This is a genomic window from Micromonospora sp. NBC_01699 (assembly GCF_036250065.1).
GTDB lineage: Bacteria > Actinomycetota > Actinomycetes > Mycobacteriales > Micromonosporaceae > Micromonospora_G.
On sequence record NZ_CP109199.1, the window covers coordinates 4,962,481 to 4,974,503 of the forward strand.

The 12,023-nt window shown below is 72.3% G+C and carries 11 protein-coding genes; all 11 read right to left on the minus strand.

All coding sequences use genetic code 11. From position 1 onward, the window contains the following. Positions 1–4 precede the first annotated feature (4 nt). From OG792_RS20475 to OG792_RS20525, 11 genes are read right to left on the minus strand one after another with little or no spacing between them, the layout of a single operon-like run. A complete protein-coding gene (locus OG792_RS20475; RefSeq protein WP_329101235.1) occupies positions 5–2,707 on the minus strand; it encodes a type I polyketide synthase in 2,703 nt (900 codons plus the stop codon). 46 nt (positions 2,708–2,753) lie between these two features. Continuing rightward, positions 2,754–3,005 (minus strand): phosphopantetheine-binding protein, encoded by a 252-nt coding sequence (locus tag OG792_RS20480; RefSeq protein WP_329101237.1) that lies wholly within the window; start codon positions 3,003–3,005, stop codon positions 2,754–2,756. Further along, the gene (locus OG792_RS20485) at positions 3,002–4,774 is read right to left on the minus strand and encodes a condensation domain-containing protein (RefSeq protein WP_329101239.1); all 1,773 of its coding nucleotides are present in this window, start codon (positions 4,772–4,774) and stop codon (positions 3,002–3,004) included. Before OG792_RS20485 ends, OG792_RS20480 begins: the two co-directional genes overlap by 4 nt. Further along, positions 4,771–6,327 carry an amino acid adenylation domain-containing protein gene (locus tag OG792_RS20490; protein ID WP_329101241.1) on the minus strand — a complete coding sequence of 519 codons (1,557 nt, stop codon included), beginning with the start codon at positions 6,325–6,327 and terminating at the stop codon, positions 4,771–4,773. Before OG792_RS20490 ends, OG792_RS20485 begins: the two co-directional genes overlap by 4 nt. Further along, a complete protein-coding gene (locus tag OG792_RS20495; protein ID WP_329101243.1) occupies positions 6,324–7,712 on the minus strand; it encodes a class I adenylate-forming enzyme family protein in 1,389 nt (462 codons plus the stop codon). Before OG792_RS20495 ends, OG792_RS20490 begins: the two co-directional genes overlap by 4 nt. Beyond that, positions 7,709–8,263: a hypothetical protein gene (locus OG792_RS20500; protein ID WP_329101245.1), complete on the minus strand. Its 555-nt coding sequence runs from the start codon at positions 8,261–8,263 to the stop codon at positions 7,709–7,711. Before OG792_RS20500 ends, OG792_RS20495 begins: the two co-directional genes overlap by 4 nt. Next, positions 8,260–9,411 carry a beta-ketoacyl synthase N-terminal-like domain-containing protein gene (locus OG792_RS20505; RefSeq protein WP_329101246.1) on the minus strand — a complete coding sequence of 384 codons (1,152 nt, stop codon included), beginning with the start codon at positions 9,409–9,411 and terminating at the stop codon, positions 8,260–8,262. Before OG792_RS20505 ends, OG792_RS20500 begins: the two co-directional genes overlap by 4 nt. Further along, positions 9,408–9,905 carry a 3-hydroxyacyl-ACP dehydratase FabZ family protein gene (locus tag OG792_RS20510; RefSeq protein ID WP_329101248.1) on the minus strand — a complete coding sequence of 166 codons (498 nt, stop codon included), beginning with the start codon at positions 9,903–9,905 and terminating at the stop codon, positions 9,408–9,410. Before OG792_RS20510 ends, OG792_RS20505 begins: the two co-directional genes overlap by 4 nt. Next, the gene (locus OG792_RS20515) at positions 9,892–10,317 is read right to left on the minus strand and encodes an acyl-CoA thioesterase (RefSeq protein WP_329101250.1); all 426 of its coding nucleotides are present in this window, start codon (positions 10,315–10,317) and stop codon (positions 9,892–9,894) included. The genes OG792_RS20510 and OG792_RS20515 overlap by 14 nt, the downstream gene beginning before the upstream one ends. Beyond that, on the minus strand, positions 10,314–11,705 hold the full coding sequence (locus OG792_RS20520; protein ID WP_329101252.1) for an aminotransferase class III-fold pyridoxal phosphate-dependent enzyme: 1,392 nt from the start codon (positions 11,703–11,705) through the stop codon (positions 10,314–10,316). Before OG792_RS20520 ends, OG792_RS20515 begins: the two co-directional genes overlap by 4 nt. A gap of 52 nt (positions 11,706–11,757) precedes the next feature. Beyond that, the gene (locus OG792_RS20525) at positions 11,758–11,997 is read right to left on the minus strand and encodes an acyl carrier protein (RefSeq protein ID WP_329101253.1); all 240 of its coding nucleotides are present in this window, start codon (positions 11,995–11,997) and stop codon (positions 11,758–11,760) included. Positions 11,998–12,023: the final 26 nt, after the last annotated feature.

Sequence of the window (12,023 nt, forward strand, 5' to 3'; positions counted from 1 at the left end):
GAGGTCATCGGGGCTCTCCATTCACGAGCGCGGCGAGTTCGCGGATCGTGGAGTTGTCGAAGAAATCCATGATCGTGAGCCGAGGGGCGTCCGGGCCCAGCGCGGGACCCAGCCCGGCCAGTACGCGCGTGGCTTGCAGAGAGTGACCGCCGAGCTCGAAGAAGTCGTCGTCGATGCCCACGTGCGACACTCGGAGCACCTCGCGCCACACCTCGGCGATCGCCTTCTCGACCTCGGTGGACGGCTCGGTCGTCGTCCGGTCCGCCGCGTCCGGTGATGCGAGCGCCGCCACGGGAATGGGGTCGTCCACCGTGAACCGCTCGCGTTGGAACGGGTACGTGGGCAGCGGGACACGCCGGGGCGACCGGCCGTCGTACAGCGCGGACCAGCGTACGGGCAGCCCGGCCTGCCACAACTTGCCGGTGGCGTGGAGCGACTCGACGGCGCCCCCGGCTCCTTCCGGCAGACTCGCGACGATCGTGCGGCCGGGGTGCTGCCGGGCCAGGCCGCCGAGCAGCTCCCCCGGGCCGACCTCCAGCAGGATCCCGGCGGAGCTGGCGAGCAGGGTCTCCAACGCATCGGAGACGCGGACGGTGTCCCGCAGGTGACCGGTCCAGAAGGCCGGGTCGCACGCCTCGCGCGCGGTGACCGGCGCGCCGGTCCGGTCGGAGATCCACGGGAGCCGCGGTGGGCTCGGTCGCACCGATGCCACCGCGTCGGCGTACTCATCGGACCTGTCGTCGACAAGGGCCGGGTGGTCCAGGAGCCGACCCCGGGTGAGCACCAGCGACAGCGCATCGGCCCGGCTGAGCACCCCGGCCGAGACGGCGGCAACGAATCCGCCCAGGTCGTGCCCGAGGACGGCGTTCGGGCTGATCCCACGGGATGCCCACAGTTGCGCCAGGGCGTGCTGGACGGCGAAGAGCGCGGGCTGACCAACGGCCATCGTGGACATCCGCGCCTGCGCCTGCGCCTCGGCGCCGGGCTCCGGGTACAGCACCCGTCGCAGGTCCAGGCCGAGGTCAGCGCCGGCCTGAGCCGCGCAGTCATCGATCGCCGCGCGAAAGACCGGCTCCTGCTGATACAACTCGCGCGCCATGCCCACCTGCCGGCCCTCCTGACCGGGAAAGAGGAACGCGACGTGCGGCGTGTGCGCGGAAGAGTCCACCGGGGATGCCCGGAGGTGCGCGTGTCCACCAGCCGCACCGGGTGGCCCCGGATGTTCGGCCAGGTCCGTCAGGGCCCGGATCGCCTCGTCGCGGTCGCGGCACACCACGAAGGCGCGGTGGGCGAACGCCGCGCGGCCGGTTTGCAGGGTCCATGCCGCGTCGGCGACGGCGACCTGGTCCCGTTGGAGCCGGTCGCGCAGCCGTGCCGCCGCCTCGGCGAGTGCCGCAACGGTGCGCGCCGACAGTGGCAACAGGTGGTGGCGGCCGTCGTCGGGGGATCCGGGTGCGCTGGGCGCCTCCTGCACGACGAGGTGGGCGTTGGTCCCGCCGATCCCGGTGGAGTTGACCCCGGCTCGGCGGGGGCCGCCACCCGGCGGCCACGGCGTCGCCTCGCTCGTCACCACGAACGGGCCGGCCGAGAGATCGAGGAGTGGGTTGGGGCGGCGGAAGTGCGCTGTGCCCGGAATGAGGCCGTGCCGCAGCGACAGCACCACCTTGATCAAGCTGATCACGCCTGCCGCCGCGTCGGTGTGGCCGATGTTCGACTTGACGGAGCCGAGCAGACAACTGCCCGGCGATCCCGGCCCGTACGCCTCCGACAGTGCGCGGACCTCGATCGTGTCGCCGATTCTGGTGCCGGTTCCGTGTGCCTCGACGTACCCGATCGTGTCGGGGGCGACACCGGCGACGAGGTGCGCGGTCCGGGTCGCGGTCACCTGTCCGGTCACGCTCGGCGCGGTGAAGCCCACCTTGTCGGAACCGTCGTTGCTCAGCGCCGACCCGATGAGTACGGCGTCGATGTGATCCCGGTCGGCAAGCGCGTCGGACAGCCGCTTGAGTACGACGATTCCCGCCCCGTCGGCGCCGACCATCCCGTCGGCGTCCGCGTCGAACGGCCGGCAGTAGCCCTCCGGTGAGAGCAGGTCGTCACCGTCCTGCGCGCCGGTCGCGCCACGCAGCGCGACTCCACCCGCCACGGCCATGTCGCATTCGCCGGCGAGCAGGGCCTGGCATGCCAGATGGACGGCGACGGCCGAGGTGGAGCAGGCGGTCTGCACGGTGACGGCCGGGCCGCGCAGGTTCAGCTTGTACGCCACCCGGCCGGTGAGGAAGTCCCGGCTGCCGGCGAGCCGGAGCTGCTCGTCGGTCGTCTCCGGGAACCGGTGCCGCTGCGAACGCAGCTCGGCGAAATGGTCCGTTTCGCTGCTCCCCGCGTACACACCGATGGCGCCCGGGTAGGTGCCGGGGTCGTAGCCGGCGTGCTCCAGGGCCTCCCAGGCGCACTCGATGAACACCCGATCCTGCGGGTCGAGCAGCTGCGCATCGCGCGGTGCCATCCCGAAGAACGCGGCGTCGAACCGATCGGCGTCGGCGACCACGCCGTACCTGACTCGGGAGTCGAGGCGAGTGGTCAGATCGCGGCCCTCGGCGAGGGCGGCCCAGAAGTCGTCGAGGTCAGCGGCGCCGGGTATCCGGGCAGCCAAACCGATGACGGCCACGGCGGTCTGCATGTCCTCGTCGGCAGAGTCCTCGTACATCTTCCGCCAATCACTCGGTTCACTTGGCAACAGTCATCCGTAAGGTTCAGCCGCCGGCTTCGTCCAGCAGCCGGGAGAGACCGGCCACCGTCGGGTTCTCCAGGATCGTGCGCACCGGTACGCGCAGCCCCAGCTCGGTCCGCAACCGGGACGCCATCTGGATCGCGAGCATCGAGTGCCCGCCCAGCGCGTAGAAGTCGTCGTCGGCTTCGACCTGCTGCACCCCGAAGAGCTCACACCAGACCGCGGCGACGACGGCGGCCGTCCCGTTCCCGGCCCCCTCGACGTTCGCGCTCATTCGCCGGCCCCCCGTCCGGACCGTCGTTGCAGCAGCCGGTTCCGGCGGTCGCGCAGCCCGGCGGCACGCGCCGGACCGGCCGGCTCCGCGACCGCGGGTCCGGTCCGGGGGCCGTCGCCCAGGTGCCGGGCGAGCGCGGCGATCGTCGGGAACTCCAGCAGCGACACCAGCGAGGTCTTCGCCCCGGTACGAGCACCGATCAGGGTGTGTACGGCGGTGAGGGCGAAGGACGTACCCCCGAGGTCGAAGAAGTTGTCGTCGAAGCCGACGTCGTCGCGGCCGAGCACCTCCCGCCAGATCTGGACGAGGCTCTGTTCCATGCCGGCGTGGGCCGACGTCGTGAGATCGAGGCGGGGCGCCGCCGCAACCGCCGCGCGACGAGGGAGCGGAAAGACGTCCTCGACCGAGCCGGGCAACGACCGGATCGGGGCGGCCGGATCCGTGACGGCCGCGACGAGCAGCCGTTCGAAGTGTTCGGCCATCCGCGCGATCGTGGCCGCCTCGAACAGATCGGTCCGGTAGGTGAGCGTCAGGTCGAAGTCGTCCCCGCCGGTGGCCGAGCGGAAGACCAGCATGTCGAGGTCGACCTTCGCCCCGCTCGGCGGGAGGTCGATGGCCGTGGTGCGCAGGCCCGCCAGACGCGGGCTCACGATCGGCTCCTGTTCGAAGGAGAAGAACGCCTGGACCAGCGGGGCGTGCCCGGGGTCGCGAACGGGCGCGAGCTCCTGCACGAGCTGCTCCATGGTCACCTCGCGGTAGGTCAGGACGTCGAGCAGCTCCGCCTGCACCGACCGGCACAGGTCGGCGAAGCCCCGTTCGGCGTGCGCCTCGACGAGCACCGGGAGGGTGGTGGCGAAGAACCCGATCATGCTCTCCAGCTCGGCGCGGTCGCGGGCGCTCACCGGGACGCCGACCAGCACGTCGCGGCTTTCGGCGAGGCGGGAGAGGAAGGCGGCGTACGCGGTCAGCACCAGTACGAACGGCGTGACACGCAGTTGCCGGGCCAGCCGCAGCGCCGGGGTCATCACCGCGGCGCGCAGCAGGTGACGGTGGTTCCCCCCGTGGGTTCCGACGACCGGCGGGCGGGGCTTGTCGGTCGGCAGCCGCAGCACCATCGGGGCCCCGGCGAGGTGCTCGCGCCACCAGCCGAGCTGCACGGCGTCGACCGGGCGGGCCCGCTGCCAGGCCGCGAAGTCGGCGAACCGGAGGGCCGGCGCGGCGCGTTCGGGCTCACCGTCGTACCCCTGCGCGAGCTCGTCGAAGAACACTTGCAGCGACGGACCGTCCGAGACCAGTTGGTGCATCGTGACGACGAGCAGGTGCCTACCGGGCCCCGTCAGGAGCAGTCGCGTACGCAGCAGCGGTCCACGCCGGAGGTCGAACGGCTCGTCGGCCCATGCCTGGGCCAGCCGGAGCGCCGCCGCCTCCGCGCTCTCGGTCCCGTCGACGTCCAGTTCGACGACAGGCAGTTCCACGGCCGGGTCGCCGATCCGCAGCACGGGTTCGAACGACGGCGCGGTGCCGGGAACGAAGGTCGAACGCAGCGACTCGTGCCGTGCGACGACACGCGCGACGGCGCTCCGGAGCCGCGGCACGTCGAGTGGGCCCGCCAACCGGACCGCCACCGTGATGTTGTACATCGGCGTACCCGGGTGGAGCAGTTCGACCAGGTACAGCGCCCGCTGGGCGCCCGACAGCGGAAGCGGTCCCGCCGCCCGGTCCAGCGCCGGAATGTGGTCCGGCGCCGCCACGGTGACCCTCTCGATCATGCTGTTTTCCCGCTCGCCGTCGGTTTGGTATCCCGGGCGGCCAGGGCGAGCCGGTCGACCTTTCCGCTGGGGGTGCGCGGCAACGACTCGACGACCTCGGCCTTGACCGGCACCATGTAGGCCGGCAACCGGTCGCGCAGGGCCGTGAGCAGGCCAGCCGTCCAGGCCGAGGGGTCCTCGGGAACCGATTTCGGCACGAGGAAGGCACGCAGGTTCCGCTCCTGCGCCGCGGAGCCCGCGACCACCACCACCGCCTGTCCGACGGACGGGTCCGCGGCCAGCACGCTCTCGATCTCGCCGAGCTCGATCCGGAAACCGCGCACCTTGACCTGCGTGTCCTGGCGGCCGAGGAATTCCAGGAGGCCGTCCGGGGTGACCCGGCCGAGGTCCCCGCTGCGGTAGGCGGGTACGGCCGCGTCCAGCGGGTCGGTGCGGTAGCTCCGTGCGGTGCGCTCGGGCAGGTTCAGGTAGCCGGGTCCCACGGCGGCACCGGTGATCCACAGCTCACCCACTTCGCCGTCCGGCACCGGCCGGCCGTCCGGATCGCAGACCCGCACGGCGGTGCCGGTGATCGGCCTGCCGATCGAGGGCAGGTCGACCCAGTCCGCCACGTCCGTGGGCAGCCGGTACCAGGTGGCGACGTGGGTCTCGGTCGTGCCCCACTGGTTCACCAGCCGGCAGTCCGGCAGCCGGGTGAACATCGCCCGGATCGCCGCCGTGCACTGCACCTGCTCCCCCGACGTGAGGATCTCGCGCAGCGGGTGCGTCTGCGGGGTGGCCTCGGCGGCAAACAGGGCGAGCGACTGGATCATCACGAAGGGTACGAAGAGTCGGTTGATCCGTTCCCGCTCGATGAGGTCCCAGAGCAGTTGCGGGTCCAGGCGGTCGTCCTCGTCGCAACAGACGACGGTGCCGCCCTCGCCGAGGGTGGGAAGCACCTCCTGGTAGATCACGTCGAACGACGACGGGGCGAACTGGAGAGTCCGATCCCCGGCACCGCACTCGCTGGCCTCGGCCTGCCAGGCCACCAGATTGGCAAGGTTGTGGTGGCCGTAGCGCACGCCCTTCGGGCGGCCGGTGGACCCGGAGGTGTAGACGATGTAGGCGATGTCGTGGCCGGCGGGTTCCGGCACCGGGCGGGCCGGGCCCGCCGCGTAGTGGACCTCGCCATCGGTCACGACGGTGGTGAAGCCGCCCAGCCGGTCGAGGGGACCCCGGTGGCCGACGATCAGCTCCACGCCGGCGTCGGCGCACATGAACCGCAGCCGCTCGGGCGGATAACCGACGTCCAGCGGCACCGCGACGCAGCCGGAGCGCAGCAGCCCGACCAGCGTCACCACAAGATCAACGGACCGTTCCAGGTGTACGCCGACCGCCGCACCGGGGACGGCGCCGAGCTGCCCGACCCGCGCCGCTACCTGCGCCGATCGCTCCCACAGGCCGTGGTAGTCGATGGACTCGTGGGCCGAGCGAACCGCCTCGACGTGCGGTGTCAGCCGTACGCGCTCGGCGACCGCACGCAGCGCCGGGACCGTGATCGTCGCGGGACTCATTTACGCCACTCCTCCGTCGTTGCCTTGCCCAGGGTGATCCGATGTGGTCGCTCGGCGCGCAGTAGGACGCGGTTGAGGGCGCGCTCGATCTCGGCCGCCTGACGCGGCCCGGGGTCGTCCACCGTGACGTCGAGGCGGTAGCGCAACTCGTTGTGGTCGTCGCGGTAGACGGTGGTGGCGGCGTGCCGGACACCGGGCAGCTCGGCGGCGATCCGGCGCACCGAGGGCAGCCAGATCTTCTCCCCGGCGACGATGACCGAGTCGCCGGATCGTCCGCGGAAGAAGTGGTAGCCGTCGGCGTCGATGTCGAACCGGTCGCCGGTGGCGACGGAGCCCGTGACGGTCGGGGCGCCGCCGGGGACCCGTCGGCGCAGCACCGTGTCGGACTCGACGACGAGCTCCGCACCGGGCCCTTCGCCCGGTGCGTCGCGCAGGTAGGTCCGCACCTCCGGCAGCGCGACGCCGACCGAGCCCCAGCGGTGCTCGGGCTCCCGGTGCGCGGCGAGCGTGGTGACCCGCGGGCCGGCCTCGGTGAGGCCGTAGGTGAGGTAGAGCTCCTGTTGCGGCCCGTTGGCCAGCAGCGAGCCGACCTGCGCCGGGTCGAGTGCGTCGCCGCCGACGGTGAGCACCCGCAGGGCGGGTGGCCCGGCCGGCGGGTCCACGGCCAGCCGGGCCGCCGCGCTGGGCGTCAGCGAGGACACCGTGACGTCGTGGGCGCGGATGATGTCGGTGAAGGACCGGGGGGTGAACGGCGGTCCGGAGACGACCAGCCGCGCCCCCCGCACGAACGCGGCCAACGCCTGCGCGACCAGGCCGTAGGAGTAGTACAGGGGCAGCGACACCAGGACCGTGTCGTCCGCGCGCTGGCCGATGGCGGTGGCGTGGCGGTCGGCGTTGCGCATCAGCGCGTCGACGCCGTGCAGGCAACCGCTGGTGATTCCGGAGGTGCCCGACGTCATCAGCACCACCTCGCCCGGCTGGTACCGCGGGTGCGGCCGGTCGGCCAGCAGCGCCGCCTCGCATCGGTCGCCGAGCGGGTGCACCTCCGTCGCCCCGTACCGCGCCGGGTCGATCCGGGGCGCGATCAGCGCCGCGCCACCCAGCTGCCGGCTGATCTCGTTGATCCGCGCCGCTCCCGCCGCCGGTGGTAGCAGTACCGGAACCGCCCCGGCGAGCAATACCCCGAAGAACGCGGCGAGCGCGACCCGGCCGTTCGGCATCGCGATCAGCACCAGGGAACCGGGCGGCAGGTCCAAGCCGGCGACCGCGTCGACGACGACCTCGGGCTCGTCGGACCTGCCGGGACCTGATTCTGCGTCCACGGACGCGGCCAGGAAGGCCAGCACCGCGGCACGGTCCGGGACGCCGGTGATGCTCGCGCTCACCGCGGTCCTCCCGACGGATGCCGGCCCGGTGCGGCACCGACCACCACGCACCGCACCTCGTGGCCACGTAGCGAATCGTGGTCGTGCACGGCGACCACGACGTGGCTCGCCGCACCGGTTCGCAGCCAGTGCCGGGCCATCGTCCACGCTGCCGGGCACCCGTCCTCCGGGGCGCTGGTGATGACGAGGGTCGGCCCGCGGAAACCGTGCACCTGGCAGACGAGGCTGACCGGGCCACCGGCGCTGGCCCCGGCGAAGCGCAGCGGTGAGAGCCGTCCGCCGGGTACGGCACGGGCGATCGCCGACATCGTGTCGATGGTGCTGTAGGTGCTGACCAGGACCATCGCGGTGGTCTCGGGGGCCGCCCGCACGGCGTCCGGGCATCCGGCCCACAGCTCGTCGACGGCTTCGAGAACCAACCACGATGCCGGGTCGGCGTACAGGGAGGGGATCTGTCGGTGTGGTGCGGCGTTCGGGGCGCGGCCGGCCCGGGCCGTGGCCAGCGGGACCAGCCCGGCTCCGGCGAGCACCGCGATGTCCTCGACCGTCATGCGGGGGCCTCCAGCGCGAGGCACGTGGTGAACCCGCCGAACCCGATGGTGACGCTGAGTCCGACGTCGCCGGTGAACGGCAGTGGCACGCCACCGCTCGGCAGGGGCAGTGGGAAACCAGCCATCACCGTACGTAGCCCGGGCACCGGCGGCACCCTGCCGTCACCCAGGGCCAGCAACACCGCTACGGCCTCCAGCGCTCCGGTGGCCCCCAGCGTGTGCCCGAAGGCGCCCTTGGTCGCGAACACGACGGGCGCCACTGCGCCCGCTGCCTCTCCGTTCGCGAAGGCGGTTGCGAAGGCACGGCTCTCGGCGTCGTCGTTGACGGGGGTGCCGGAGCCGTGCGCGTTGAGCACCCCGACCTCGACGGTGCCGCGACCGGCCGCGGCCAGGGCGGCGTGCACCGCCCGCACGACGGTGTCACCGCTCGGGTCGGGAGCGGTCGGGCCGGTGGCGTCGTTCGCCGAGCCGACGCCGGCCAGCCGACCCCGCTGGCGGGCCCCGCGTGCCCGCGCCGAACTGCCTTCCTCAAGTACGAGGAACGCCGCGCCCTCGCCGAGGATCGTGCCGTCGTGGCTCGCGTCGAAGGCCCGCAGCGCGGTGGGCGACATGGTGCCGAGTGCCGAGTGCCCGAGCCGTTTGGCCGGGGTCAGCACGTCGACTCCGCCGACGAGGCAGATCTCCTCCTCGCCCGCGCCGATCAGCGCGGCCCCGACCGAGATGGCGTCCGAGCCCGCCGAGCAGGCGGTGCTGACCACCAGCGGCCGGCGGGCCAGGCCCAGTTCCGTCGCGAGCGCGTCGCCCCACACGTTCAGCCCGTCGGGCGGAACGTCCAGGTGCGACCCATAGCTCGTGCCCACCACCAGGCGTAGCCGCGGGTCCGTGATATCGAGCCCCGCGTCCGACACCGCGGCCCGTACGGTCCGCGAGCCGGCCTCAAGTTGGCGCCGTACCGGATCGAGGTCCACCGGCAAGTCCGGCAGGACCGCCGCCCGGTCATTGCGCAGCGGGTGGGCGCTCGGCACCGGTGTCATCCCGGTCGCCCCCGACAGCAACGCCTGCCACACGTCGTCCAGATCCGAGCCCAGCGCCGTGGACCAGGCCATCCCGGTGATCAGCACGTCGCTGTCGCCGCGCGGGCCGCTCACCACCACTGGTGCCCCATGTCGGCGACGTTCCGCCGGACGAGGTTGGCACGGAACGCGGCAACCGTCGTCGAGTCCACGACGGCCCGGCCGGAGAAGAAGAACGTGTTGTTCAGCTGGCGGTCGACGGAGACGGTGATCGTCACCGTGTCACCGGGGGCGACGATCCGGAAGAACCGGGAGTTCATCGCTCCGACGAGGGTCAGCTCGTCGTCGGCGAGGCGCGAGGTGCTGACCTGGAGCAGGATGATCCCGGATTGCGCGAAGGCCTGGCTCAGGTGGCTGGCCGGGTAGATCGCGCGGTCCGGAAAGTGCCCGGCGATCGCGTCTGTCTGCGCCGACACCGAGAGCCTGCTGACCAGCCGCACGCCCGGTTCGAAGTCGAGTACGCGATCGAGGTAGAGCATCGGGTGCCGGTGGCGTAGCCAGGTCTTGATCTCGGCGAAACCCATCGTGCGGCCGGGGTCGGCCACGGCTTCTGGTTCAACGGAGGGCATCGGAGCAGGTCTCCTCAAGAACGGCGTGCAGGGCGGGGAACAGCGCGCACGGCGCGCCGGTCGTGCGGTCGGTGAGTGCGACGACGAGGGAGCCGGTGGCGAGTTCGACGCCGTCCGCGATCCGCCGGATCGTCGTGTCGATCCGGGCGCGCGCGGCGCCGAGGTGCCCGACGACGGGTTCGAGGCTGAGCTCGTCGGGATAGCGAGCGGGCGAACGGTATTTCGTCGTCGCCTCCGTGACGACGAGGTCGAACCCGGCAGCGGCGAGGACGTCGAGGCCGACGCCGAGCCGTTCGAGGTTCTGGAGCAGCGCTGTCTCCTGCAATGCCGGATACCGGGCGAAGTGCACGACGCCGGACGCGTCGGTGTCGGCGTGCTCGACGCGGCGGCGGACCGGCAGCAGCCGCGTCACGCCGCGGCCTCCCTTACGGCACGCGACCCGGCCGCCAGCCGGGTGGCGATCGACTCGATGTCGTCCGCGGTCGCCACGAGTGGCGGTGCCACCCGCATCGTCGCGTTCAGGTATCGCAGGCCGTGGGAACGGCGTCCGGCCCCGGACATGAACTCCACGTACACGCCGTTGCGGATCATGGCGGTACGCAGGTCACCGAGACGGGCGGCGGCGTGGTCGGTGAGCTCGATCCCGTGGATCAGACCCACGCCGCGGGCCTCGCGGTACAGGTCGGGGAACTCGGCCACCACCCGGTCACGCAGCAGCCGGCCCAGCTGGGCGCCGACCACCGCGGATCGCTCCAGCAGCCCTTCGGCGACTATGTGATCGAGCCCGGCCCGGATCACCGCGCAGGTGAGGGGTCGCAGGTCGGACGTGGCCACGGCGCCGGTCGGGCGAATTCCGAGTTCGCGGCGCGCGATGACCATCGACGTGGACAGCGCGCCCATGCCGAGGCTCTTGCCGATCACGGTGACATCGGTGGGGATCGGGCCCGCGTCGTCGGTCATCGCGAAGAACCGGCCGGTCTTGGCGAAGGTCAGGACCTCGTCGGCCACCAGCAGCGCGCCGCTGCGCTCAGCCAGCGTGGCCAGCTCGCGCAGGTAGCCCTGCTCGGGCACCAGAATCCCGGCGTCGCCCTGGATCGGTTCGACCACGACCGCCAGGACCCGGTCCCCGTTGCGTTCGAACCACCTCCGGGCCGCGTCGAGGTCGCCGAACGGGAGGTGGTCGGTGCGGAAACCGAACCGCTCCGGGGCGATCGTCGGCAGGCCGATCCGGTAGTGGCGGCGGTTGAGCAGCGGGAGCAGCCCCCCGGACCAGCCGTGCCACGCCCCCTCGAACCCGAGCACGATGTCGCGCTGCTCGGCCCCGGGCACGGCCCGTAACCGGCGGCGGTCGAAGCGCGACTCCAGGACGAGGCGCAGCGCGAGTTCCACGCCCTCGGAGCCGGAGTTGCGCCCGCTGACCCGGTAGTCCACCGCCGGGAACCGGTCGGCGAACAGCCCGCCGGGGGCGAACAGCCGTTCCAGGAGCAGGGAGCGCTCCGCCGAGGCGACCTCGTCGGTCACGTAGCCTGCGTTCCGGACGGCGGCCGCCATGGCCGCGGCGATTACCTCCGACCCCGCGCCCAGGCAGGCGGACCCGTAGCCGCCGCTGGCGTCCAGCACGTCGAAGGAGCGCCCCGCCGCGCCGCCGGTCAGCTCGACGAAGTGCTGGACGATCCCGCTCGCTCCGGTGCACCCGAACGGCAGCGGCTCGGCTCCGTAGTGGTCGAACTGGACGTCGCGGTCGAACCAGGGCCGGGTCGATGCGTGCCCGGGCAACCCGATCACGTCGGCGGCTGTCATGAGTGTTTCCTTTCGGCGGTGCTGTGCAGAGGGGCCGTAGACGTACGGGTGTTCAGTCGCCGGCGGCCGGGGACCTGGCCTGGAGGCTGCGGACGAGTTCGGCGACGGTACGGATGCTGGTGAAGTTCTCCGGGGTGGCCTCGGCATCGGTGATGGTGATGCCGAACGTGTTCTCGCACTGAACCCGCAACTCGACGAAGCCGAGGGAGTCCAGCCCGAAGTCGGTACGCAGCCGGTCGTCAGGGGTCATCCGGTCGGCCGGAATCTCGACGAACAGGTCAGTGACCAGCATGGATTGGATGGTTCGCTCGATGTCGT

Bases quoted from the DNA above. Each gene is read 5' to 3' on its own strand.
- OG792_RS20475 (WP_329101235.1), bottom strand. From the start codon at position 2,707: ATGTACGAGGACTCTGCCGACGAGGACATGCAGACCGCCGTGGCCGTC.
- OG792_RS20480 (WP_329101237.1), bottom strand. From the start codon at position 3,005: ATGAGCGCGAACGTCGAGGGGGCCGGGAACGGGACGGCCGCCGTCGTC.
- OG792_RS20485 (WP_329101239.1), bottom strand. From the start codon at position 4,774: ATGATCGAGAGGGTCACCGTGGCGGCGCCGGACCACATTCCGGCGCTG.
- OG792_RS20490 (WP_329101241.1), bottom strand. From the start codon at position 6,327: ATGAGTCCCGCGACGATCACGGTCCCGGCGCTGCGTGCGGTCGCCGAG.
- OG792_RS20500 (WP_329101245.1), bottom strand. From the start codon at position 8,263: ATGACGGTCGAGGACATCGCGGTGCTCGCCGGAGCCGGGCTGGTCCCG.
- OG792_RS20510 (WP_329101248.1), bottom strand. From the start codon at position 9,905: ATGCCCTCCGTTGAACCAGAAGCCGTGGCCGACCCCGGCCGCACGATG.
- OG792_RS20520 (WP_329101252.1), bottom strand. From the start codon at position 11,705: ATGACAGCCGCCGACGTGATCGGGTTGCCCGGGCACGCATCGACCCGG.
- OG792_RS20525 (WP_329101253.1), bottom strand. From the start codon at position 11,997: ATGCTGGTCACTGACCTGTTCGTCGAGATTCCGGCCGACCGGATGACC.